Origin of the sequence: Streptosporangium sp. NPDC049644 (genome assembly GCF_040675205.1) — a bacterium.
GTDB lineage: Bacteria > Actinomycetota > Actinomycetes > Streptosporangiales > Streptosporangiaceae > Streptosporangium > Streptosporangium fukuiense.
In genome coordinates, this window is sequence record NZ_JBFAOJ010000019.1 from 52,139 (window position 1) to 75,873 (window position 23,735).

The window sequence follows — 23,735 nt, forward strand, 5'->3', positions numbered from 1 at the left end:
GTGTGCGGCTTATTCGGCGGCCAGCGCCTTCGGCGGCGCATCGTCGATCTCGAAGAAGCCCGGATACTCGGTATGCCCGGCCAGCCGCAGCGTGCGGGCCAGCCAGCGGCGTTGCGCCGCGCGGGTCACGCCCACCGCGTTGTTGTAGAACCGGCGGGAGTAGAGGACCTTGGCCACCGCGGCCCCCAGTTCCTCCAGCAGCTCGGAACCCGCCGCGGTGTCGGCCAGCCGGTCGCGGAAGCGCTCCTGGTCGACGACGGCTCGCAGGGCGCGCGACAGGTCGCTCTCGGCGTGCTCACGCTCCTCGGGGCCCGCCGTACGGGCCTCGTGGGCGGCCGCGGCCAGCACCAGGCTCGTCGCCGGGTCCAGCAGCCGGGAGGCGGCCAGCTCCAGGCTGACGGCGGTCCGCCGCACCAGGGCGGCGTCCAGGGACTCGCGGGCCAGCTCCAGCCGGATGTGCAGCCGGTCGAGCCGGCCCGCCCGCCAGGAGATGTAGACGGCGCAGAGCACCACGACGGCGCCCACCACCAGGATCAGCGTGGTCGTCACGGCGTGTCGTTCCCCTCGGCCCAGTCCCTGCCCGCCACCGTGCCCTCGTCACTCCCCGCGCTCTCGGCGTCCTCCTCGACCCTGGCCGAGCTCGCCACCGTCTCGTAGACCCGCAGGACGTCACGGGCGACCGTCGACCAGTCGTACTTCCGCACGGCGGCGCGGGCCTCCTGCGACAGCCTGGCCCGGCGCGCCGGGTCGTCGAGCAGCTCGGCGGCCCGGCGGGCGAGCGACTCGGCGTTGCCCGTCTCGAACAGCGCTCCCGCCTGGCCGTCGTCGAGCACCTTGCGGAAGGCCGGGATGTCGCTCGCCAGGATCGCCGCGCCGGCCGACATCGCCTCGGTCAGCACGATGCCGAAGCTCTCGCCCCCCAGGTTGGGCGCGCAGAAGACGTCGACCGTGTGGTAGGCGCGCACCTTGTCCTCCTCGCTGACCATGCCGAGCAGGCCGATCCGGTCGTGGAGGGCGGCCGGGACGCGCTCCAGCACCTCGGCGGCGTCGCCCGGCCCGGCCAGGAGCAGTCGCAGCGCCGGGCGCTCGGCGGCCAGCAGGACGAACGCCTCCAGCAGCACCGGCAGGCCCTTGCGCGGCTCGTCCATCCTGCCGAGAAAGCCGATCACCTCGCCCTGGTCCCAGCCGGGCAGCGGCTCGCCCTCGGCGTAGCGGTCGACCGTCACCCCGTTGGGAATGAGCACGGCGTCGCCGCCCATGAACTCGACCAGGGTCTTCCTGGCCGCGTCGGACACGGCGATCCGGCCGGTGATCTTCTCCAGCGCGCTCATCAGCACCGAGGCCGTGACCGAGAGGGACCGGGAGTTACCGTACGAGGCGTGGAAGGTGGCCACGATCGGCCCCCTGGCCACCCAGCAGGCGAGCAGTCCCAGCGAGGGGATGGCCGGTTCGTGCACGTGCAGCACGTCGAAGGCGCCCTCGCGCACCCAGCGGCGCACCCGGTTCGCCGACAGGAACCCGAACGACAGCCTGGCCACCGACCCGTTGAAGGGCACCGGAACCGCGCGGCCCGCCGAGGTCACGTACGGGGGCAGCGGGGCGTTGTCCGCGGCGGGGGCGATCACCGAGACGTGGTGGCCCTCCTCGGTGAGCGCCTCCGTGAGATCGCGGATGTGCACCTGGACTCCGCCCGGCACGTCCCACGTGTAGGGGCAGACGATGCCGATCCTCATCCCCTGGACTCCAGGTCCTCGAGCCAGAGGCGCTGGAGCATGTGCCAGTCCTCGGGGTGCTCGGCGATGCCCTTCTCGAAGACGCCCGCGAGGCTCTGCATGACGACGGCCACCTTCTCCTTCCTGGTGCCCTCGGCCGGGATCGCGATCTCCTCGTGGAACTGCAGGCCCCAGCCGGTCCCCCTGAAGTAGGGGATCGCCGGGATGAGGGCGGCCCCGGTGTGCACGGCCAGCAGGCCGGGACCGGCGGGCATCCGGGTGGACGAGCCGAAGAACTGCACCTCGACACCGTTCGCGGTCAGGTCCCGCTCGGCGGGCAGGGCGACCGGGAGCCCGGCGCGCAGGCGCTGCGCCAGGGTGCCGAAGGTGTGGCCGTCACCACCGGTGAGCGGCAGCACCTCCATGCCCAGTCCCTCGCGGAAGGCGGTGTAGCGATGGAACAGCGACTCGGGTTTGAGCCGCTCGGCGACCGTGGTGAAGGGATGTCCCGTCCCGGCGAACCAGGCGCCCGCCTGGTCCCAGTTGCCCATGTGCGGCAGGGCGAGGACCACGCCGCGCCCCGCGGCGAGGTTCTCGTAGACGGGCTCCACCCCGGTCACGTGCATCCGGGAGACGAGTTCGGCGACGGAGATCGAAGGCAGCCGGAAGACCTCGTGGAAGTAGCGGAAGTAGGAGCGCATGCCGTCGCGGCTGAGCTCCCGGATCGCCGGGTCGCCCGGCGAGGTGCCCTTGACCCTGGCGAGGTTGGCCTCCAGCCTGAGCACCGACTTTCCCCTGCGCTTCCACAGCCGGTCGGCGGCGGCGCGGAAGGCCCAGGCGGTGAGCCGCTCGGGCAGGCGGGGCACGACCGTCCATCCGGCACCGAACGCGGCCGCGACGAGACGGTCCTGGGGGGAGGGCTTGTCTGTCATCGATTTTCCGATTTCCGATCAGCGGAGGGGCCTGGGCGGGGTGGGGACGGCCTGCCGGCGCACGTGCAGCAGGCGCTGGCCGACCGTGACCGCGCTGGCCGCGGCGAGCAGCCAGAGCCCCGCGGCCAGGATGTACGGCACGCCGAGGCCGCCGAGGCCGGCCGAGACCAGGCCCACCACCAGGCGCTCCGGCCGCTCGGCGAGCCCGACGTCGCACGTCATGCCCAGCGCCTCCGCCCTGGCCTTGACATAGGACACCACCGCTCCGGCGACGAGGCAGAACAGCGCGACCCCCGCCAGCGTCCGCTGATCGCTCACGATGAACCAGAACACCAGCCCGGAGAAGATTCCCGCGTCGCCGACCCTGTCGAGCGTGGAGTCGAGGAAGGCGCCCCAGGTGCTTCCCGCGCCCGTCATCCTGGCCATGACCCCGTCGAGGAGGTCGGCCAGCACGAAGAAGGTGATCACCATCGTGCCCACGAACAGCTGACCCCGGGGGTAGAAGAACAGCGCGGCGGCGACGGTGCCGAGCGTGCCCACGGCGGTGATCACGTTGGGACTGATCCCGCGGCGGGTGAGTGCCCTGCCCAGCGGGGTCAAGACTCGGGTGACGGCGGGGCGCAGAAGTTTCAGCATCGCGCTCCGATCGTAGGCCACCCGGCCTGCGAGCGCGCATCGGCGGGCCGTGTGGCAGGGCGTTGCCGATACGGCGAGAGCTCTCCGGAGGAGGCTCGGACACTTAGCGATCAGACTTCCCTCTCGCAAGAGGATCACCCCACCCCTCTTGTGATATTCGCCACATGGGTATTTGGTGAACACACCGCGTCCATGCGGTGTACGGACGCGGCAGCGGATCCCGGGGGTGTGGCCCCACCAAGGCCGCGCCCCTTCGGCAACGACGCGGGAGGCGATGTGGCGGAGAGAGCGACCGGCGGAACAGCGGGAGCCGCGGGGAGGGCACCCACGGTCGATCAGCCGGACAAGATAAGAAACGTCGTGCTGGTCGGCCATTCCGGTGCAGGGAAGACAACGCTCGTGGAGGCGCTGCTGGCCGCGACCAGGACCATCCAGCGGCCCGGCCGGGTCGAGGACGGCACGACGGCCAGCGACTTCGACGAGGTCGAGGTGCGCCAGCAGCGCTCGGTGAACCTCACCGTGGCCCCCGTGATCCACAACGACATCAAAATCAACCTGCTGGACACGCCCGGCTACGCCGACTTCGCCGGCGACCTGCGCGCCGGGTTGCGCGCGGCCGACGCGGCGCTGTTCGTCGTCTCGGCCGTCGAGGGCGTGGACGGCCTGACCAGGATGCTCTGGGAGGAGTGCGCGGCGGTCGGGATGCCCCGCGCGGTCGTGATCACCAAGATCGACCACCAGCGGGCGAACTTCGAGGACGTCCTCGCCGCCTGCCAGGACGCCTTCGGCGACGGCGTCTCGCCGCTGTACCTGCCGGTGGTGACCAACGGCAGGGTGAACGGCCTGATCGGGCTGCTGAGCCAGAAGTTCTACAACTACGCGACCGGCACCAGGACGGAGAACTCCCCAGGCCCGGCCTACGCCGACCAGATCGAGATCTACCGGAGCACCCTGATCGAGGGCGTCATCCAGGAGAGCGAGGACGAGTCCCTGATGGACCGTTACCTCTCCGGCGAGGAGATCGACACCAAGGCCCTCATCGGGGACCTGGAGAAGGCCGTCGCGCGCGGCGGCTTCTACCCGGTGCTGGCCGCAGGGACCGGCGTGGGCGCGCTGGAGGTCCTGGAGCTCATCACCCAGGGCTTCCCCTCGCCACCCGAGCACCCGATGCCGGAGATCACCTCGATCGACGGCCGGCCCGTCGCCGGCATCACCTGTGACCCCGACGGGCCCCTGGTCGCGGAGATCGTCAAGACGACCAGCGACCCGTACGTGGGCCGGATCAGCCTGGTGCGGGTCTTCTCCGGCACACTGCGCCCCGACATGACGGTGCACGTCTCGGGGCACGGCCTGGCCGACCGCGGGCACGAGGACCACGATGTGGACGAGCGCATCGGGGCACTCTCCTCGCCGCTGGGCAAGCTCCAGCGGACGACCGCCAAGTGCGTGGCCGGGGACATCGCGGCGGTGGCCAAACTGTCGCGCGCGGAGACCGGCGACACCCTGTCGGACCGGGAGAACCCGCTGGTGATGAAGGCCTGGACGATGCCGGAGCCGCTGCTGCCGGTGGCGATCCAGCCCAGGTCCAAGGCGGATGACGACAAGCTGAGCCAGGCGTTGCAGCGGCTGGTCGCAGAGGACCCGACACTCCGGCTGGAGAACAACCCCGAGACCCGCCAGCTCGTGCTGTGGTGCATGGGCGAGGCCCACACCGACGTGCTGCTGGAGCGGCTGAGCAGGCGGCACGGCGTGGAGGTGGAGAAGATCGAGCTGCGGGTGCCGCTCAGGGAGACCTTCGGCGGCCGCTGCCAGGCCCTGGGCCGCAACGTCAAGCAGACCGGCGGCCACGGCCAGTTCGCCGTCTGCCACCTGGAGGTCGAGCCCCTGCCGTCCGGTGGCGGCTTCGAGTTCGTGGACAAGATCGTCGGCGGTGTGGTGCCGCGCCAGTTCATCCCCTCGGTGGAGAAGGGGGTACGCACCCAGATGCAGCGCGGGGTCCTCGCCGGCTACCCCATGGTGGACGTGCGGGTGACGCTGTACGACGGCAAGGCCCACTCGGTCGACTCCTCCGACATGGCCTTCCAGATCGCCGGGGCGCTCGCGCTGAAGGAGGCCGCGACCAAGGTGCCCACGCTGCTGCTCGAACCTGTCGACGAGGTGTCCGTGCTGGTCTCCGACGAGCACGTGGGCGCGGTGATGTCCGACCTGTCCTCGCGCAGGGGCCGCGTGCTCGGCACGGAGCCGGTGGGCGTGGGACGTACCCTGGTCAGGGCCGAGGTGCCCGAGCTGGAGATCACCCGGTACTCGATCGACCTGAGATCCATGTCACACGGCACGGGGACCTTCCAGCGGGACTTCCTGCGCTACGAGCCGCTTCCGTCACATCTGGTGGAGAAGGTCACCGGCTGACCGGGCGATGAGGCGTGTGCCCGGCGGCACGTCGCCACCAGGTGGACACACCCCATCGGACACACGCCTCCCAGCACACACTCACGTAACAAAGTAATCACGAAACGATTTCTTTTTTTCGGTCAGAGCACACCGGTCCAGGTGTCAGACTTGGGAACCATGCGAAACGGACGCCCTCTTCTGGCCGCTGCCGCCCTCGCCGTTCTGACCACGGGTGCCGCGTACACCTTCGGCCCCGACACCGCGCCGGCCCGGCCCAAGGGCACCAAGAGCACGGTGGTCTCGGCCGAAACGGCGGGCGCGACGACCTCCGCCTCGGCGCAGTGCCCGGTGGACGCGAGATACCCCAAGCGGCAGCTGCGCGGAGTGTGGATCGCCACGGTCAAGAACATCGACTGGCCCTCGCGGACCGGCCTGTCCGCCGCCCGGCAGCAGGCGGAGTACGTCAGGATTCTCGACGACGCGGTCAAGCGGCGGTTCAACGCGGTGTTCGTCCAGGTCCGTCCGGCCTCCGACGCGCTGTACAGGTCGAACCTGGAGCCGTGGTCGCAGTATCTGACCGGCACCGCGGGCAAGGACCCCGGCTGGGACCCGCTGCCCTTCCTCGTCGCCGAGGCCCATCGGCGCGGCCTGGAGTTCCACGCGTGGTTCAACCCCTACCGCGCCTCCGCCGACGGCGACCTGTCCAGGCTGCCCGCGAACCACCCTGCCCGGGTCCACCCCGGCTGGATCGTCAGGCACGGCGGCCAGGCCTACTACAACCCCGGCCTGCCCGAGGTCCGCGACCATGTCACCAAGGTCGTCAAGGATGTGGTGACCCGCTACGACGTCGACGGGGTCCACTTCGACGACTACTTCTACCCCTACCCGTCGGGGAACGCGAGGTTCGCCGACGACGCCGCCTTCGCCAGGTACGGCAAGGACGCCAAGCTCGCCGACTGGCGCCGCGCCAACGTCAACAAGCTGATCGCGCAGGTCGACAAGGCGGTGCACGAGGTCAGGGGCAGTGTGAAGTTCGGCGTCAGCCCGTTCGGGATCTGGCGCAACAAGTCCGAGGACCCCACCGGCTCGGCCACCGGCGGCATGTCGGCGTACGACTCCATCTACGCCGACGCCCGCCACTGGATCCGCAAGGGCACCGTCGACTACGTCATCCCGCAGCTCTACTGGCCGCGCGGCTTCAAGGCCGCCGACTACGACGTGCTGATGCCCTGGTGGGCGAACGAGGTCAAGGGCACCGACGTGCACCTCTACATCGGCCAGGCCCTGTACCGGGTCGGCGCCACCGACACCCCCGCCTGGACCAGGCCCGGCGAGCTGCCCTCCCACCTCACCCAGAACCGCAGGCACAAGCAGGTCACCGGCGACGTCTACTTCAGCGCCAAGCAGCTGTCCACCGATCCCCTGGGCGTGCTGGACCGCGTCGTCAAGAGCCACTACTCGCGCCCGGCGCTGCTGCCGCTGATCAAGGACCTCGGCGGGCAGGCCCCGGCCAAGCCCTCGGACCTGCGGCTCCAGGGCACCTCGCTCAGCTGGAAGAGCTCCCCGGAGGCCCGCTCGTACGCGGTCTACCGGATCGCCTCCGGCAAGCCGGGCGAGTGCGCCACCGCCGACGCCCGCAACCTGGTCGCGGTCGTGCCCGCGGTGGACGGCGACCGTCAGAGCCTCACCACGACGCGCGGCGGCACCTACCTGGTCACCGCCCTGGACCGCCTGCAGAACGAGAGCGACCCCACCGGGACCTGACCCCCCGGACCTGCCCGCGCCCGCTCGGACACGCGTCCGTGCGGGCGCGGGCGTGTCCGGGGGACGGGCGAGGCGAGGCGGTGAGCGCCCGCGACCTGCCTCCGGATTCGCTGGACCCGTGACACGATCTTCCCTTACGGTGCGAGCACCTGGCAGAAGCTAAAGGGGAGGTCGTCGGTGAAGCGGACGCTTTTCGCGTTTGCGCTGGTCCTGGGCTTGCTGTGGCCGGGTGTCGCGCAGTCCGCCGCGCGGGTGGACGGGCGGGTGGTACTGATCGGCGTTCCTGGCCTGCAGTGGAGCGACCTCAGCCCCGGCGGCACCCCGAATCTGTGGCGGCTGGCCACCCAGAGCGCGATCGGCTCGCTGTCGGTCCGCGCGGTGGGCCGGGTGACCTGTCCCTATGACGGGTGGCTGACGATCTCGGCCGGGGTGAGGTCCGCGGTCGGCTACGGCTGCGGGCTCCCTCCGCTGCCCGAGTCCGGCGGAACGGGTGCCGTCATCCCCGGCTACGGATATCTGCGCGACGTCGCCGGCCAGCGCAACGCGGGCGCCCTCGGCGAGGCCGTGCACGCCGCCGGGGAGTGCACGCTGGCGATCGGCCCGGGGGCCGCGCTGGCACTGGCCGACAGGTCGGGCAGGGTCGACGTGTACGCTCCCTCCCCCGCGCAGATCCGCTCAGGCGTGCTCACCAGGTGCCGCGTGATCGCCGTCGACGTCGACGATCTGATCAGGCCCTACATCACCGACGGACGGCTGCCCAAGGTCGAGGAGCGGCTCACCCCGCAGCAGCGGGCGGCGGCGCTGCGCCTGGCCGACGCCAAGGCCGGGGCGGTGCTGAGCGTGCTGCCCAAGGATGCGCGCGTGCTGCTGGCGGGCCTGTCCGACCACGGCGTCGACCCGCACCTTCGGGTGGCCATGATGCGCGACGGAGACCCCTCCGGCCGATTCCTGGGAGCGGCCTCCACCCACCGCGACGACATCACGATCCTGCCGGACGTCACCGCGACGATGCTCTCCCTGGCCGGCGTCGAGGCACCGCCGGGCATCGTCGGGCTCCCCTGGCAGGCGAGCGAGAGGCGGACCGGCACCACCGAGGCCGCGCGGGCCGACCTGGAGAAGGCCGACGTCGCCGGGCAGACGATCAGGAGCGTGGGCGGCGTCTTCTTCACCTCGGTCGCCGTGCTGCAGGTCGCCTTCTACCTGACCGCGTTCCTGCTGCTGCGCCGCAGGCGCGGGCTGAGGCGCGTGCGCGTGGCCTCGGTGGCACTGGCCTCGGTGCCCGCCTCGACGTACCTGGTGAACCTCACCCCCTGGCAGGACGTGCGGACGCCGCTGCTCGCGCTGGTCGGCGGGATCGCCGGATGCGCGCTGCTGCTGGCCGCGGTGGCGCTGGCGGGGCCGTGGCGGCGCGCACCGCTCGGACCGCTGGCGGTGGTGGCCGGGGTGACCGCGGCGGTACTCGCGGGCGACCTGCTGACCGGCACGACCCTGCAGCTCAACAGCGTGATGGGCTACAGCGCCGTGGTCGGGGCCCGCTACTACGGCCTGGGCAACATCCCGTTCGCGCTCTTCGCCACCTCGGTGCTGTTGCTGGCCGCCACGATCGCACACCGGCTGACCCGCGGAGGCCACACGGGTGCGGCGGTCACCGCCGTGGCGGTGCTGGGCGGCTTCGCGATGATCCTGGGCGGCTGGCCGGGTGTGGGCAGCGACTTCGGCGGCGTGATCGCGTTCGTACCGGGGATCGCGGTGACCGCGCTGCTGATCGCGGGCAGGCGGGTCTCGATCGTCAAGCTGGGCGCGTTCTGCGTGGCGGGCGGCGTCACCGTGATGGGCATCGCCTACCTCGACTACCTGCGCCCGCCGGCTTTCCAGACGCACCTGGGGCGCTTCGTCGGCCAGGTGTTCACCGGTGAGGCCGTCGAGGTGATCGGCCGCAAGCTCGGCGCGATGCTGGGCACGCTGCTCAGCCCCAACCTGATGCCGGTCGTGATCGCCGCGACGGCGTTCCTCGTCTACGCGCTGCTACGGCCGGAGCAGGCGACCGCGGGGGTGCTGCCCGCCGCGTTCGCGCACTCCCCCGCGCTGCGGGCCGGGTTGATCGGCACCCTGGTCAGCGGGGTGGTCGGCATGCTCGTCAACGACTCGGGCGCCGCGGTGCTCTCCATGGCACTGGCGCTCGCCGTGCCGCTGACACTGTCGGTGGGCATCAGGACCTTGGGCGGAGCCCCGCGCTACGACGACGCGGGCCAGGAGCCGGCGAGCAGTTCCCTGGTGTCACGCAGCAGCTGAGGAAGCACCCTGGTCTGGCCGACGACGGGCATGAAGTTGGTGTCGCCGCCCCAGCGGGGCACCACGTGCTGGTGAAGGTGGGCGGCGATCCCGGCGCCCGCCACACCGCCCAGGTTCATGCCCACGTTGAAACCCTGCGCGCCGCTGGCCTTGCGCAGGGCGACCAGCGCCCGTTTGGTGAAGTCGGCGAGCTCGGTGGTCTCGGCCTCGTCCAGGTCCGCGTAGTCCGGCACGTGGCGGTAGGGGCAGACCATCAGATGGCCGGAGTTGTACGGGTAGAGGTTGAGCAGCGCGAAGACCGCGTCGCCTCGGGCGACGATCAGGCCGTCCTCGTCGCTCATGTGGGGGATCTCGCAGAACGGGCAGCCGTCCTCGGGGCCCGAACCCGTCGGTTTGCTGGCCCCCTTGATGTAGGCCATCCGGTGTGGAGTCCAGAGTCTCTGGAACGCGTCCGGTGTTCCCGCTCCGTACTGCGCCTCCGGCTCGTTGCTCATGGTCGCCAGCATATTGCCAAGCCGATTCCTTCGGTCTGGCGCCTCCCCCGCCGGGGCACCGGGACCGGCCGGGATTCGACGGGTGGACGGGATCTTGATCTATATCTCACCGTATTAACGGACGAATGCCGCAAATTTCCGGCAGAATCCCCCAGCAAGACCACCGACAGCCGAGGAGTAGCCATGACCGACGTCTCCGTCGAGGAGCCGACCGAGGAGACCGTGTCTCCCGCCGAGATCGGCGGCAGGCCCACCCGCCCGTTCTCCCTCAGCCTGTCCCTGTCCGCCGACACGGAGCCGCCGGCGTCCTCCACGGGCGAGCCCGTCCTGGCCGTGGTCGAGACGATCGTCCCGGCGCCGGACGAGGTGTCCCCCCTTTCCCCCGCCGGGACGGCGACCGTGTCTCCGCTCTCTCCGCCGGCTCCCCCGGCCCCGGTCACTCCGGTGTCCTCGGCCGTGGTGAAGGGCCGGATCAAGGTGGCGGACGAGGTGGTGGAGAAGGTCGCGGCCCTCGCCACCCTTGAGGTCACGGGCGTCGCCGAGCTGGGAGGCGACGCCGCCCACGCGGTGGAACCGGTGCGTGAGCGGGCCGGCGTCGGTGCCAGGCGCGGTCCCCGGGGCGTCAGCGCCCACGTGCAGGACCGCACGGCCGCGGTGGACGTGTCGATCGTGGCGGAGTACGGGCACGTGGTGATGGACGTGGCCAACGAGGTGAAGACCAACGTGGCCCGGACCGTCAGCCGGATGCTCGGCATGCGGGTCGTCGAGGTCAACGTCGACGTGGAGGACGTCCGCCTGCCGGGCGAGGTCCGGCCCGAGACACCCGCCGAACCCGCGAAGCGCGACTAGGGACGCCCAGGGGCGACATCCGGGGGCGTGGAGAAGCCCGGCCACGGCTTCCCCACGGGCCCCGCCAAAGGGACGGGTCCGGCCCCCGCGGGGAAGCCGGACCCGGAACGCCTCGGAGGAGGCTCAGACCTGGAGGCGGCGCTCGATCGCGTCGACGATCTCGGCGATCGCCTCGTCGACCGGGACCCCGTTCTTCTGCTCGCCGTTGCGGAAGCGGAAGGAGACGGCACCCGCTGCGATGTCGTCGTCGCCCGCCAGGAGCATGAAGGGCACCTTGGCCTTCTGCGCGTTGCGGATCTTCTTCTGCATCCGGTCGTCGGAGGCGTCGACCTCGATCCTGATGCCCCGCTCGCGAGCCTTCTTGGCGACGTCCTGAAGGTAGGACACGTGTGCCTCGGCGATCGGGATGCCGACCACCTGGACCGGCGCGAGCCAGGGGGGGAACGCGCCCGCGTAGTGCTCGACCAGGACGCCGAAGAAGCGCTCGATCGAGCCGAACAGCGCCCGGTGGATCTTGACGGGACGCTGGCGGGTGCCGTCGGCGGCCTGGTATTCGAGCTCGAAGAGCTCGGGCAGGTTGAAATCCAGCTGGATGGTCGACATCTGCCAGGTGCGGCCGATGGCGTCGCGGGCCTGGACGGAGATCTTCGGACCGTAGAAGGCGGCGCCGCCGGGGTCGAGGACGAGCTCCAGCTTCTCGGACTCGGCGACCTCGCGCAGCGTCTCGGTCGCCTCCTCCCACACCTCGTCGGGGCCGACGAACTTCTCCGGGTCCTTGGTCGACAGCTCCAGGTAGAAGTCGTCGAGCCCGTAGTCGCGGAGCAGGTCGAGCACGAAGCGGAGCAGCGACTTGAGCTCGTCGCGCATCTGCTCGTGGGTGCAGTAGATGTGCGCGTCGTCCTGCGTCATGCCGCGCACCCGGGTCAGGCCGTGGATGACGCCGGACTTCTCGTAGCGGTAGACCGTGCCGAACTCGAACAGCCGCAGCGGCAGCTCCCGGTAGGAACGCCCGCGGGACCTGAAGATCAGGTTGTGCATCGGGCAGTTCATCGGCTTGAGGTAGTACTCCGCCCCCTCCAGCTCCATGGCCGGGAACATCCCGTCCTTGTACCAGTCGAGGTGGCCGGAGATCTCGTAGAGCTTGCTCTTGGTGATGTGCGGGGTGTTGACGAAGGAGTAGCCCGCCTCCTCGTGCCGCTTGCGCGAGTAGTCCTCCATGACGCGGCGGATCACGCCGCCCTTGGGGTGGAAGACCGGCAGGCCGGAGCCCAGCTCGTCGGGGAAGGAGAACAGGTCGAGCTCGGCGCCCAGCTTGCGGTGATCCCGCTTCTCGGCCTCCTCCAGCAGGTGGAGGTACTCGTCCTGCTTCTCGCGCGACTCCCAGGCGGTGCCGTAGATCCGCTGGAGCTGCGGGTTCTTCTCGCTGCCCCGCCAGTAGGCGCCGCCGGCGCGCATCAGCTTGAACGCCGGGATGGACCGGGTGGTCGGCACATGAGGGCCGCGGCACAGGTCCTTCCAGCACAGCTCGCCGGTCTTGGGGTCGAGGTTGTCGTAGATGGTGAGCTCGGCACCGCCCACCTCGACGCTCTCCTCGTCGGCGGCCCCGCCCTTGAGACCGATCAGCTCCAGCTTGTACGGCTCGGCGGCGAGCTCCTCGGCCGCCTCGTCGTCGGAGACGGGCCTGCGGGAGAAGAGCTGACCCTGCTTGACGATCTCGCGCATGCGCTTCTCGATGCGCTTGAGGTCGTCGGGGGTGAAGGGGTTCTTGACGTCGAAGTCGTAGTAGAAACCGTTCTCGACCGGCGGGCCGATGCCCAGCCTGGCCTCGGGGAAGATCTCCTGAACGGCCTGGGCCATGACGTGCGCGGTGGAGTGGCGGACGATGGCGCGCCCGTCGGGGCTGGCCGCCTCGACCGGTTCGATCACGTCGCCCTCGGCCACCGGGGCCGCGAGGTCCTTCAGCTCGCCGCCCACCCGGGCGGCGACCACGGAGCGGCCGTCCGCCTCCAGCGCCTCCCCGTACGTCGTGCCCCCCGCCACCACACGCGCGGCTCCGGCGAGGGTGATACGAAGTTCTGGCACGGCCGACACGGTTGCTCCCTGGGAGACGTCGATGGATGGTCTGGAATCGATGCTACCGGTGTCGGCGACGCGTTTTCTCAGGCGTCGCGGCTCCGGCGGTAGCCCAGCGAGGTCAGCTCAGCCCGGGTCCCGCGAAAGACGTTGCGATCCAACGGCTTGTGCGAGTGCTGGTGAATGGTCCACCTCCGCCACGGGCTGGGCACCTGTGGCCGTCCCCGGGGCGCGTCGGGCGCGGCGATCCACAGCGGGTAGATCTCCAGCCCGGCACAGTTGCCGTTCTGCGCGAACGCCTGGAACGTGTAGACCACCGGCTTCACCCCGGCCAGCGCGATGACCGCCTGGCACCAGCTGCGGGCGAACCGCGCCACCCTGGCGGCGGGCAGGTGGTCGTTGGTCTCCAGGTCGAGGGCGAGCAGATCGCCCCTGCGCAGCCCCCCGGCCCGCTGCACGATCTTCAGGAAGTGCACCGCCTGCACCTCGGGGTCGCCCGCGGGGCGGGCGAAGTGGTAGGCGCCGCAGACGATCCAGCTCTCGCGCATGCCGTTCCAGTTGGTGCCGAACCACTTGTCGGTGAAGGTGCTCCCCTCGCTCGCCTTGGCGAAGGCGAAGGAGACCCCGCCCTTCGCCTGCGCGCCCCAGTTGACGGCGCCCTGCCAGTTCGACACGTCGATCCCCTGCAGCATGGCGGTCACGCTAACCGGTGGGCGCCGCGGGCACACGCCCGACGCTCCCTCGGCATACTGCCGTTGCGGCCGCTTTGGCTAGGCTTGGTCGGTGTGAACGCAGCAGCTCAGATCTCCGGCGCGTACGCGACCGGCATCGCGACCATAACTTCCGGCGGGACCGTGCTCGACACCTGGTTCCCGTCCCCGCAGCTGGGTGAGTCCTCCGCTCCGGGCACCAGGCGGCTGAGCGCGCAGGAGGCCGCCCAGGAGCTCGGCTCCGGGGTCGCCGCGCTGCTCGGCGTGGACGAGGACCGCGGCGTGGAGGTGGTCGCGGTGCGGACCCAGATCGCCAAGCTGTCGGAGGCCCCGGCCGACACCTACGACGTCTACCTGCGCCTGCACCTGCTGTCGGCACGCCTCGTCCAGCCGCACGGCCTGAATCTGGACGGGCTGTTCGGCCTGCTCGGTAACGTCGTGTGGACCAACCACGGCCCGTGCGCGGTGGAGGGCTTCGAGCAGGTGCGCCTGCGTCTGCGCGCCCGGGGCCAGGTGACCGTCTACGGCGTGGACAAGTTCCCGCGCATGGTCGACTATGTGGTCCCCAGCGGCGTCCGGATCGCCGAGGCCGACCGGGTCCGTCTCGGTGCGCACCTGGCGAGCGGCACGACCGTGATGCACGAGGGCTTCGTCAACTTCAACGCCGGGACGCTCGGCGGCTCCATGGTCGAGGGCCGTATCTCGGCGGGCGTCGTCGTGGGCGACGGCTCCGACGTCGGCGGCGGCGCCTCGATCATGGGCACCCTGTCCGGCGGCGGCAAGCAGGTCATCTCCATCGGGCAGCGCTGCCTGCTGGGCGCCAACAGCGGTATCGGCATCTCCCTCGGCGACGACTGCGTCGTGGAGGCGGGCCTCTACGTCACCGCCGGGACCAAGGTGACCCTGCCCGAGGGGCAGGTGGTCAAGGCGGCCGAGCTCTCCGGCGCCTCCGGCCTGCTGTTCCGCCGCAACTCCACCTCGGGGGCCGTCGAGGCGGTGCCCCGCCAGGGGACGGGCGTGGAGCTCAACAGCATCCTGCACGCCAACGACTGATCACCGGCACGCCGCGCTCGCGGAGGCGTGACGGAGACGTGACGGAGACGTGACGGAGGCCGTGGGGCCCGCGAGTGCTCGTCCCCGGGTCTCCCAGCTGGCAGGGTGGCCCCCACGGACCTCATCCCGACGCGGGCGCCTCCTGGACCGAGGTCCTGGCGCTGGAAGGATTCAGATGACCGGTCAGGAGATGGCGGGCGACGGGAGCGGCGCGACGGCGGCGGCCCGGTGGGTGACGGGGCTGTTCGCACCGCAGGTGCTGGTCATCGGGCTGCCCCCGGTCGTCGGGCTGATGGCCGACGGGTGGCGGGGCGGAGCATGGGGCCTGGTGGCCTCAGCCCTGTGCGGCGGCATTCCCGCCCTGGTGATCCTGGCCGGGGTCCGTTCCGGACGCCTGGACTCCCACCATCTGGTGGACCGGGCGAGCCGGACCAGGCCGCTGCTGGTGGCGGTCGCGGCGGTGGTCGTCGCGCTGGTGCTGCTGATCTTCCTCGGCGCGCCGCGTCTGCTGGTGGCCACGGTGACCGCGATGCTGGCCGCGCTCGCGGTGACGGTCCCGATCACTCTCAAGTGGAAGATCTCCTTCCACGCGGCCGTGTCCGCGGGCACCGTGGTGGTGCTGGCCCACGTGCTGCCCGCGGCGCCCACCCTCGTCGTGGGCGCACTGGTGGTGGCCACGGTGTGCTGGGCGCGGGTCCGGCTCACCCACCACACCCCCGCCCAGGTCGCCGCCGGGGCCGTGACCGGTGCCGGCACGGCCTGGGCGGCCCTGACCGCCTTCGGCGTCTGACCCGGGCGGGCGCGGGGGTCAGAGAAGGCTCTTGAGGAACTCCCTCGTCCGGGTGCCGGGAGAGTACTCGGCGGCGACGAAGTCGGTGACCCCGGCCTTGGCGAGCGCCTCGATCCGCGCCGCCACCTCGTCCTCGTCTCCGACGATCGCCACGTCGGCCGGGCCCTCGGCCCCCTCCCGATCCAGCATCGCCCGGTAGGACGGCAGCTGACCGTAGATCTCGAACTGCTCCGCGGCCAGCGCCCTGGCCGCCTCGGCGTCGTCGGTGACGCAGATGGGCAGCGCGCACACGATCCTCGGCTCGGGGCGCCCCGCGGCCCGCGCGGCCTCGGTGACGGCGGGCGCCACGTGCTCGGCCACGGTCCTGGGACCGGTCATCCACAGCACGGTGCCGTCGGCCATCTCCCCGGCCAGCCTGAGCATTCTGGGGGCCAGCGCGGCGATGAGCACGGGCATGTCCCTCGGTCCCGGCGTGCTCAGCCCGAGCTGTCCGGTGAGGGTCTCCCCCTGGAAGGACGCGTTCTCCCCGCGTACCAGCGGCATCAGGATCGACAGGTACTCGCGCATGTGCCGGGCGGGCCGCTCGAAGCCGATGCCGTACATGCTCTCGATCACCAGCTGGTGCGAGAGCCCGATGCCGAGCGTGAGCCGCCCGTCGAGGGCGGCGTTGACCGTGAGCGCCTGCTGGGCGAGGGCCGCCGGGTGGCGCGGGTAGGTCGGGACGACGGCGGTGCCGAGTTCGATCCCGGGCACCCGGTTCCCGGCCACGGCGAGCGCGGTCAGCGCGTCGAGGCCGAAGATGTGGGACATCCAGGCGGAGGAGAAGCCGTCGTCGGCCGCACGGGCGATGCGCTCCCGTAGCTTGCCGAGCACGTCCGGCTCTTTGGGTTCGTTGAGCAACAGTCCGAATCGCATCGCTACCGAACTCCGTTCTAGTGATTCCGTCCAGTCTAGATCGGCGGCGGCGCTCGCACACGGCCATCGGGCCGGAGGGGTCACGGGAGTTCGGTGAACCGCTCCACCTGCTCGATCTTGCCCGCGATGACGATCACGTCGCCGTAGCTCAGCACCGTCCCGGAGTCGGCGTAGGTGAACTCGTCGTACTGGCCCTTGACGCAGACCACCGTCACTCCGTACTTGCGCCGCAGGTTGGACTCGCCCAGGGGCACGCCGACGTACTCGCGGGGCGGCCGGGTCTTGACCACCGCGTAGTCGCCGTCCACCTCCATGTAGTCGAGCATCCGCCCGTTGAGCAGGTGGGCCAGCCGCTCCCCCATGTCGTGCTCGGGAAGGATCACGTGGTGGGCGCCGACCCGCTCCAGGATGCGGCCGTGATCGCGGCTGACCGCCTTGGCCCAGACGTCCTCGATCTCCAGCTCGACGAGCAGGGAGGTGGTGAGGATGCTGGACTCCAGGTCGGTGCCGATGGCGACCACCGCCCGGTAGAAGTCGGGCACCCCGATCTGCCGCAGCGCCTCGATGTCCGTGGAGTCGGCGACGACGACATGGGTGAGCTTCCCCGCCAGGCTCTGCACCACCTTGGGGCGGCTGTCGATGGCCAGCACCTCGGTCCCCCTCCGGAAGAGCTCGAGTGCGAGGGAGCCGCCGAAGCGGCCGAGCCCGACGACCACCACGGGGTCGTTCCTTCTGTCAGGCAACGATCGTCCTCTTTCGGGAGTCCGCAGCCGCGGGGGGCCGTCAACGCGAGGAGCCCGGAGGTGGACGACAGCCTCCAGGCCCCTACCTGCGTGTCACTGGGGTGCCAAGGCCCGGATTCCGCCCGATTCTACCTCAGGGGAAGGCCAGGAGGCCTTCCTCGCTTCCCGCCGGATCGGTACCGGAATCGGCGCCTGCGAGGGTGTCGAGGACCTGCCGGCCGTACTTGGCCAGCTTGTTCTCCCCGACCCCGCTCACCGTGCCCAGCTCGGCCAGGGACGAGGGGGACCTGGTCGCGATCTCACGCAGGGTCGCGTCATGGAAGATCACGTACGCGGGTACGCCCTGTTCCTTCGCGGTGGCTCCACGCCAGGCCCGCAGCAGCTCGAACACCGGCACCGCCTCCTCGGGCAGCTCGACGGGCTCGGCCCGGCGCGAGGAGGAGGTCTTCGCGGCCTTGGCGGGCCGGGCCGTCATCGTAGGCTCGCGCCGTAGCGGGACCTGGCGCCGGCGCCCCAGCACCTCCGCGCTCGCCTCGGTCAGCACCAGCGTGCCGTAGTCCCCCTCGACGGCCAGCAGCCCCTGCGCCAGCAGCTGGCGCACCACGCCACGCCACTCGGCCTCGCCCAGCTCCGTGCCGATGCCGAACACCGTCAGGCCGTCGTGGTCGTGCTGGATGACCTTGGCCGTCTTCCTCCCGAGCAGGATGTCGATGATCTGGCCCGCGCCGAACTTCTGACGGCGCTCGCGCATCAGCCGGAACACCGTCGACAGGACCTTCTGCGCGGCGACCGTGCCGTCCCAGGACTCGGGCGGCGACAGGCAGGTGTCGCAGTTGCCGCAGGCGGCGGCCTGCTGGCCGAAGTAGGCGAGCAGCAGCACGCGGCGGCACTCGACCGCCTCGCACAGGGCGAGCATGGCGTCCAGGTGGGTGGCCAGGCGGCGGCGGTGGGCGTCGTCACCCTCCGAGGTGTCGATCATCTTGCGCTGCTGCACGACGTCCTGGAGGCCGTAGGCGAGCCAGGCGGTGGAGGGCAGGCCGTCGCGCCCCGCCCTGCCGGTCTCCTGGTAGTAACCCTCGATGGACTTGGGCAGGTCGAGGTGGGCGACGAACCGCACGTCGGGCTTGTCGATGCCCATGCCGAACGCGATCGTGGCGACCATGACGAGGCCGTCCTCGCGCAGGAAGCGCGCCTGGTTGGCGGCGCGGGTGCGGGCGTCGAGGCCCGCGTGGTAGGGCAGCGCCTGGACACCGTTCTGCACCAGGAACTCGGCGATCTTCTCGACCGAGTTGCGCGACAGGCAGTAGACGATGCCCGCGTCCCCGGCGTGCTCGGCGCGGAGCAGTTCGAGCAGTTGCCGCTTCGGCTCGTTCTTGGGAGCGATGCGGTACTGGATGTTGGGCCGGTCGAAGCTCGCCACGAAATGGCGGGCCCGCTCCAGATCGAGCCTGGAGGCGATCTCGGCGTGGGTGGCCTTGGTGGCCGTGGCGGTCAGCGCGACGCGCGGCACGTCGGGCCAGCGCTCGTGCAGCGCGGACAGGGCGAGGTAGTCGGGCCGGAAGTCGTGTCCCCACTGGGCCACGCAGTGCGCCTCGTCGATGGCGAACAGCGAGATCGTCCCGCTGTCGAGCAGGCGCAGCGTCGCGTCGACCCGCAGCCGCTCCGGCGCCAGGTAGAGCAGGTCCAGCTCACCTGCGAGGAAGGCCGACTCGACCTGGCGACGCTCCTCGAACTCCTGGGTGGAGTTGAGGAACCCGGCCCGCACGCCGAGCGCCGTCAGAGCGTCGACCTGGTCCTGCATGAGCGCGATGAGCGGTGAGATCACCACCCCCGTGCCCTTCCGCACGAGCGCGGGGATCTGGTAACACAGCGACTTGCCGCCCCCCGTCGGCATGAGCACCAGGGCGTCGCCGCCGGCCACGACGTGGTCGATGATCTCCTGTTGGCCCTCCCGGAACGAGTCGTAGCCGAAGACGCGCTGCAGGACCCGCGACGCGTCGCTCACCTCGGGGTCGTTCTCGGGGAAAGGCATCGGGTCATTGTACGAGGCCCCCCCGACAGCCGGGGGTGAACCGGCCACAAGGACGGACGGCGCCGGTGCCGCCGTGGCACCGGCGCCGCCTTCCCGCCCCTGCTACGGGTTCACGGGTTGACGTTGATCGTGAAGGTCGACGTCGTGTTCCTGATGTTCTGGAAGTTGTCGCTCATCCGGAGGTTGTTGAACGTCGCCGAGCCGACCGCCGGTCCCTGACCGGGCTCGGGCATCTCGTTCGCCCAGATCGCCCAGCCGGACTTGGCGTCGAAGGCGTCGCCGCTCTTCTTGGCGCCGGTGATCGTGATGTTGGTGAGGATGGTGTCGGTGACCGGGTTCTCCGGCTGGCTGCCGTTGTACTTGGTCTGGAACATGATGCCGCCGTAGGTCGGGTCCACGATGTCCACGTCGCTGACGCGGATGCCCTGGAAGACCTTGGAGGCGGAGAAGAGCCAGATCGCCGGGAAGACCTGCCCGTTCCAGAAGTGGCCGCCGGCGCGGACGATCGAGATGTTCTCGAACCGGGTGGGCGGGCTGGCGCCGAAGCCGTTCATCGGGTAGCCGAAGTCCAGCGAGCTGATCGTGATGCCGGAGTAGACCAGCGTGTCGGCGATGTAGATGTTCCTGAAGACGTTGTCGTACCCGCCGTAGACCGCGACGCCGGCGGCCCGCCAGGTCAGGATGGAGGTCAGGTTCTCGTAGACGTTGCCCTTCATGTCGGCGCCGCCGGCGTCGATGGCCGAGAACAGCGCGAAGCTGTCGTCACCGGTGGCACGGGCCTCGTTGTTGCTGACGAGGTTGTCGGTGCTGCCGTTGGTCATGTTGATGCCGTCGGCGAACATGTTGCGGATGCGGGAGTTCTTGATCGTCACGCGGTCGGTGTTGGCACCCCAGTAGAGGCAGACCATGTGCTCGTTCCAGATGTTGTCGATCACCACGTCCGCGACGTTGGCGAAGTCGAACACCTTGCCCGGACCGTCGATGCGCGAGGTGTAGTTGCCGAAGTAGGCGAAGTTGGCGAAGGACGAGCCGTTCGCGGTTCCCTCGGCCCGGAACCCGATGTCGGTGTTGTCCTGGTTCGACGGCGCCCGGAACTGGGTGTACCAGGGGCCGGCGCCGACCACCTTGACCGCCTTGCCGTAGACCTGGAACTTGCTCGCCGTCTGGTAGGTGCCCGGCGGCAGGTAGACGCCGACGAGGGTGCCGGTGTTGTCCATCCGCACCTTGTCGAGCGCGTTCTGCACGTCCTGGTGGGTGAATCCGGCGGGAACCGTGTACCTGGCGGGGTCGGGGTTGGCGATCGGCGACACCTGCTCGGTGTTGATGAAGTCGATCGCGTACGTCGTGGTGTTGGCGGGGTCCTTCTGCAGCCTGATCCTGCTGCCCGCCGGGACGGTGGTCCCGAGCATCATGCCGGCCTCGTCGTAGATGTGACGCGGCGCGCCGGCGCTCGGCGAGTTGCCCGGGCCGGCCTCGGGGCCGTACAGCCAGGCGTACTTGGAGGTCAGGTTGATGGCCTTGAGGAAGGTGCCGTCGACGTAGACGTTGAGCGTCGAGTCGATGCCACCGCCGCCCGCCGAGTCGGGGATGGAGAAACGGGTGACGAGGGTGTTGGTGCTGGCCTTGGTGGTGAACTCGACGTAGCTGCCCGTCGTGTTCAGCGTCACCGCCCTGCGGCCTGACGCCTCACCCGCCAGGTCGCCGATGGTGCGGTTCGGGCCGATCACGGCCGCCCCGCCGCCGACGACGGCGTCCTCGGCCTCGTACATGTCGTACGGCATGTTGGCGCCACGGCCGACGAAGAACGGCTGGGTGACCGTGTTGTTGGCCCGCTTGACCGGCAGTTCGTTGGCGTCGTCGGCGAGGACCGTCCTGACGGTGAACTTGCCGTTGGCCGCCGTCCAGGTGCCCAGGTTTACCGGGCCGGTGGTGGCGCCCGCCGCGATCACGCCGGTGTGGGAGCCGGTCAGCGTGCGGACCACGGTTCCCGCCTCGTTGGCGACGGTCAGCGTGATGCCGTGGGCGCCGCCCGCGGAGGCCACGGTGCCCTGGTTCCTGATCGTCACGGAGAAGGTGACGACGTTGCCGTTCGCCGGGTTGCTCGGGGTCCAGCTGGTCGTCGCGACCAGGTCGGAGGTGTCGACGGGCCTGACCACGAGCGGGGAGGCGCTGGAGAAGTCGTTGTTCGACTCGTTCTGCTCGATGACGCTGTTCGCCTCGTCGACCTTGGCGCTGAGCGGGTAGCTGCCGGCGTCACGGGTGCCGATGCCGGCCGAGACGGTGGCCGAGGCCCCCGCGGCCAGCGCGGCGACCGGGACGGTGCCGACCTTGGTGCCGCCCAGGTAGAGGTTGACGTTCGTCGCGCCGGCGGCCGCGTTGCCGTTGTTCTTGACCGTGGCCGACAACGTGACCGCGTCGGTCTCGACCGGGGAGGCGGGGGACGCCGTCAGGCCGGTGATCGTCAGATCCGGGTTCGGCGCCGGGGTGCCGATGACCTGGAACTCGGCGACCTGCCCGGCGGGGGCGCCGGTGTTGGAGGTGATCTTGAGCTGGACGTCGGCGTAGGAGCCGCCGACCGGGATCGTCACCGTGTTGCCGGAGGCGGGATTGAAGGTGTGATTCGCCGCCGCCGCCAGGCTGGTGAAGGAGGTCGAGCTCTGCTCACGCCCGAGAACCTGGATGTTCTGGGTGCGCGTCGCCCAGATGTTGTCGGGGTTCAGCTTCAGCACGACCGAGTTGAGCGTGGCGTTCGCGCCCAGGCTGACGGTCAGCGTGTTGGGGTAGCTGCCGCCGTTGCCCTCCCAGTAGGTCGCCGTGTTGTTGTCGTTGGCGTTCGTGGCCACGAAGGTGAAGACCGAGGAGGAGGCGGTGATCGCCTTGCCGACGGCCAGGTTGGAGCCGCCGCCGGGGCCGCCGGTACGGGTGACGGTGTTGCTGTTGCCGGACTGGTTGCCCGCGGCGTCCCTGGCCTTGACGTGGTAGGACACCGTCGCGGTGGCCGGCTGGGTGTCGGTGTAGGTCAGCACGTTGCCCGCCACGCTGGCGCGCAGGGCGTTGTCGGCGTAGACGTCGTATCCGGTCACGCCCACGTTGTCGGACGAGGCGCCCCAGGTCAGCCTGATCTGGCCGGAGCCCGGCTCGGTGTAGGCCAGGTTCGACGGCGTGGTCGGCGGCGACGTGTCACCGCCGGAGCCGGTGGGGCCGTACACCTCGAACTCGGAGACCTGGCCGGCCGGCCAGCCCGTGTTGGCGGTGATGTTCAGCCGGAGGTAGCGGGCGGTGGTCGCGGCGAAGTTGATCGTCACCCTGTTGCCGGTCGCCGGGTTGAAGGTGTAGCCGGCGGAGCCGACGATGGTGGCGGTGGGCGAGGCGCTCGTGCCCGCCAGCACCGACAGGGTCTGCGTCCTGGTGGCCCAGGCCGCCGCCGGGGGCAGCTTCAGGACGATCTGGTCCACGTTGGTGACGGCTCCGAGGTCCACCTGGAGCCACTGCGGGAAGGCGTTGTTGCCGCTCTCCCAGTAGGTGTTGGCATCGCCGTCGGTGGCGTTGGCCGCGCCGTAGGGGGCGGTGGTGCTGCTTGACGAGGCCGCCTTGCCCACCGCGAGGTTGGGGCCGGCCGCCGCGGCGGGTGTGACCGCCCCGGCCAGGACGAGCAGACTGGTCGCGGCCGTCGCCGCCACCAGCCTTAACGCCAGGTACTGCTTTCTCATCGCGTTCCTCTATCTCTCGGCTGGAACGACAGGGTCGGGATGGGAGGCCGGGGCCTCCGCCGTGCGGTGCGAGGCGCGGAGTCCATGACATCCGCTGGGCCGACCGCTGTGACCTGCGGCGGGTCGGTCCGCGAAGCTCGCCTCGTTCGTCGCTGGGGGGTGCTGGTCGCCGTGTGCGCCCGCGCGACGTCGCGAACGACGTCATCCGGGGCTCTTCCGGAGGGGTACGGCGGATGCGTGGCGCGGCGCATCACTAGCGGAAGTTGCGAAGAAGAGAGAAAATTTAACAGGACTTTGCAATATTCTTGCATTGCGTTGGCCAAAGGTTACATACGTGCTACGGCCGCGTCAACGGGCCGAGAAGGACGGCTTACTTCGCCCTGCCGTCCTGGGTGCGACCCCTTACCCCGGGGCCCACGGACCCCCTCAGGCCCGCGCGAAAAAACACCCATGGACCCGCGGGGAAGAGCCGGCACGGCGAGCCCGGAGCGGGAGGCGCCTCGGGCGGCCGCGGCCGGGAAGGCGGAGCCGCCCCCGAGGACCGGACTCCGACGCGCGGCCGCCGGGCACGACCCGCCCCGCCGGAAACCCGTCTCACCCGTCGCGGGCCCGCGGCCGGTCCTCGACAGCGGAGCCGAT

At 70.7% G+C, this 23,735-nt stretch carries 17 protein-coding genes; 6 read left to right on the forward strand and 11 right to left on the reverse strand.

Translation table 11 applies throughout. The annotated features are described in order from the left end of the window. Positions 1–9 precede the first annotated feature (9 nt). Genes AB0J58_RS14110 through pgsA form a run of 4 tightly spaced genes read right to left on the reverse strand, consistent with a single transcriptional unit; the run spans position 10 to position 3,280 of the window. Positions 10–549, reverse strand: coding sequence for a hypothetical protein (locus AB0J58_RS14110; RefSeq protein ID WP_343965123.1), 540 nt, complete (start codon positions 547–549; stop codon positions 10–12). Beyond that, the gene (locus tag AB0J58_RS14115; protein ID WP_364214839.1) at positions 546–1,733 is read right to left on the reverse strand and encodes a glycosyltransferase family 4 protein; all 1,188 of its coding nucleotides are present in this window, start codon (positions 1,731–1,733) and stop codon (positions 546–548) included. The genes AB0J58_RS14110 and AB0J58_RS14115 overlap by 4 nt, the downstream gene beginning before the upstream one ends. After that, the gene (locus AB0J58_RS14120; protein ID WP_364214842.1) at positions 1,730–2,644 is read right to left on the reverse strand and encodes a phosphatidylinositol mannoside acyltransferase; all 915 of its coding nucleotides are present in this window, start codon (positions 2,642–2,644) and stop codon (positions 1,730–1,732) included. The genes AB0J58_RS14115 and AB0J58_RS14120 overlap by 4 nt, the downstream gene beginning before the upstream one ends. 18 nt (positions 2,645–2,662) lie before the next feature. Next, positions 2,663–3,280: a phosphatidylinositol phosphate synthase gene (gene pgsA / locus AB0J58_RS14125; protein WP_364214845.1), complete on the reverse strand. Its 618-nt coding sequence runs from the start codon at positions 3,278–3,280 to the stop codon at positions 2,663–2,665. Between the two features lie 276 nt (positions 3,281–3,556). Between pgsA and AB0J58_RS14130 the strand changes: the two genes are divergently transcribed. The 3 genes from AB0J58_RS14130 (at position 3,557) to AB0J58_RS14140 (ending at position 9,727) form a co-directional block, all read left to right on the forward strand. Continuing rightward, on the forward strand, positions 3,557–5,689 hold the full coding sequence (locus AB0J58_RS14130; protein ID WP_364214848.1) for an elongation factor G-like protein EF-G2: 2,133 nt from the start codon (positions 3,557–3,559) through the stop codon (positions 5,687–5,689). A 159-nt stretch (positions 5,690–5,848) separates the two neighbouring features. After that, positions 5,849–7,435, forward strand: coding sequence for a family 10 glycosylhydrolase (locus tag AB0J58_RS14135; RefSeq protein ID WP_364214850.1), 1,587 nt, complete (start codon positions 5,849–5,851; stop codon positions 7,433–7,435). 177 nt (positions 7,436–7,612) lie between these two features. Beyond that, positions 7,613–9,727, forward strand: coding sequence for a hypothetical protein (locus AB0J58_RS14140; protein WP_364214853.1), 2,115 nt, complete (start codon positions 7,613–7,615; stop codon positions 9,725–9,727). Here the strand turns inward: AB0J58_RS14140 and AB0J58_RS14145 are convergent. Continuing rightward, a complete protein-coding gene (locus tag AB0J58_RS14145) occupies positions 9,670–10,221 on the reverse strand; it encodes an HIT domain-containing protein (protein WP_343965137.1) in 552 nt (183 codons plus the stop codon). The genes AB0J58_RS14140 and AB0J58_RS14145 overlap by 58 nt on opposite strands. 183 nt (positions 10,222–10,404) lie before the next feature. Between AB0J58_RS14145 and AB0J58_RS14150 the strand changes: the two genes are divergently transcribed. Further along, the gene (locus tag AB0J58_RS14150) at positions 10,405–11,070 is read left to right on the forward strand and encodes an Asp23/Gls24 family envelope stress response protein (RefSeq protein ID WP_364214856.1); all 666 of its coding nucleotides are present in this window, start codon (positions 10,405–10,407) and stop codon (positions 11,068–11,070) included. Between the two features lie 123 nt (positions 11,071–11,193). Here the strand turns inward: AB0J58_RS14150 and thrS are convergent, their stop codons facing one another. Then, entirely contained in the window at positions 11,194–13,161 is a 1,968-nt protein-coding gene (gene thrS / locus AB0J58_RS14155) for a threonine--tRNA ligase (protein WP_364214859.1), read from the reverse strand. Positions 13,162–13,229: 68 nt separating this feature from the next. Next, a complete protein-coding gene (locus AB0J58_RS14160; protein WP_364214862.1) occupies positions 13,230–13,835 on the reverse strand; it encodes a glycoside hydrolase family 25 protein in 606 nt (201 codons plus the stop codon). 93 nt (positions 13,836–13,928) lie between these two features. On the opposite strand from AB0J58_RS14160, the gene dapD reads away from it, so the two are divergent. Both dapD and AB0J58_RS14170 read left to right on the forward strand, forming a co-directional pair. After that, a complete protein-coding gene (dapD, locus tag AB0J58_RS14165) occupies positions 13,929–14,906 on the forward strand; it encodes a 2,3,4,5-tetrahydropyridine-2,6-dicarboxylate N-succinyltransferase (RefSeq protein WP_364214865.1) in 978 nt (325 codons plus the stop codon). A 175-nt stretch (positions 14,907–15,081) separates the two neighbouring features. Continuing rightward, positions 15,082–15,696: a hypothetical protein gene (locus AB0J58_RS14170; protein WP_364214868.1), complete on the forward strand. Its 615-nt coding sequence runs from the start codon at positions 15,082–15,084 to the stop codon at positions 15,694–15,696. Between the two features lie 18 nt (positions 15,697–15,714). Here AB0J58_RS14170 and AB0J58_RS14175 read toward each other — a convergent pair whose 3' ends face one another. The 4 genes from AB0J58_RS14175 to AB0J58_RS14190 form a co-directional block, all read right to left on the reverse strand. After that, positions 15,715–16,611: an LLM class F420-dependent oxidoreductase gene (locus AB0J58_RS14175; RefSeq protein WP_343965149.1), complete on the reverse strand. Its 897-nt coding sequence runs from the start codon at positions 16,609–16,611 to the stop codon at positions 15,715–15,717. 80 nt (positions 16,612–16,691) lie between these two features. Then, entirely contained in the window at positions 16,692–17,354 is a 663-nt protein-coding gene (locus AB0J58_RS14180) for a TrkA family potassium uptake protein (RefSeq protein WP_364214871.1), read from the reverse strand. A gap of 133 nt (positions 17,355–17,487) precedes the next feature. Continuing rightward, positions 17,488–19,386, reverse strand: a complete 1,899-nt coding sequence (recQ, locus tag AB0J58_RS14185; RefSeq protein WP_364214874.1) for a DNA helicase RecQ — start codon at positions 19,384–19,386, stop codon at positions 17,488–17,490. A 110-nt stretch (positions 19,387–19,496) separates the two neighbouring features. Continuing rightward, positions 19,497–23,096 (reverse strand): discoidin domain-containing protein, encoded by a 3,600-nt coding sequence (locus tag AB0J58_RS14190; protein WP_364214877.1) that lies wholly within the window; start codon positions 23,094–23,096, stop codon positions 19,497–19,499. Positions 23,097–23,735: the final 639 nt, after the last annotated feature.

What these genes read in the sequence shown, in the direction of transcription:
- AB0J58_RS14145 (WP_343965137.1), bottom strand. Translation starts at nt 10,221, where the DNA reads ATGAGCAACGAGCCGGAGGCGCAGTACGGAGCGGGAACACCGGACGCG.
- AB0J58_RS14190 (WP_364214877.1), bottom strand. Translation starts at nt 23,096, where the DNA reads ATGAGAAAGCAGTACCTGGCGTTAAGGCTGGTGGCGGCGACGGCCGCG.
- recQ (WP_364214874.1), bottom strand. Translation starts at nt 19,386, where the DNA reads ATGCCTTTCCCCGAGAACGACCCCGAGGTGAGCGACGCGTCGCGGGTC.
- AB0J58_RS14135 (WP_364214850.1), top strand. Translation starts at nt 5,849, where the DNA reads ATGCGAAACGGACGCCCTCTTCTGGCCGCTGCCGCCCTCGCCGTTCTG.
- AB0J58_RS14150 (WP_364214856.1), top strand. Translation starts at nt 10,405, where the DNA reads ATGACCGACGTCTCCGTCGAGGAGCCGACCGAGGAGACCGTGTCTCCC.
- AB0J58_RS14120 (WP_364214842.1), bottom strand. Translation starts at nt 2,644, where the DNA reads ATGACAGACAAGCCCTCCCCCCAGGACCGTCTCGTCGCGGCCGCGTTC.
- AB0J58_RS14170 (WP_364214868.1), top strand. Translation starts at nt 15,082, where the DNA reads ATGACCGGTCAGGAGATGGCGGGCGACGGGAGCGGCGCGACGGCGGCG.
- pgsA (WP_364214845.1), bottom strand. Translation starts at nt 3,280, where the DNA reads ATGCTGAAACTTCTGCGCCCCGCCGTCACCCGAGTCTTGACCCCGCTG.
- AB0J58_RS14115 (WP_364214839.1), bottom strand. Translation starts at nt 1,733, where the DNA reads ATGAGGATCGGCATCGTCTGCCCCTACACGTGGGACGTGCCGGGCGGA.
- AB0J58_RS14175 (WP_343965149.1), bottom strand. Translation starts at nt 16,611, where the DNA reads ATGCGATTCGGACTGTTGCTCAACGAACCCAAAGAGCCGGACGTGCTC.
- AB0J58_RS14160 (WP_364214862.1), bottom strand. Translation starts at nt 13,835, where the DNA reads ATGCTGCAGGGGATCGACGTGTCGAACTGGCAGGGCGCCGTCAACTGG.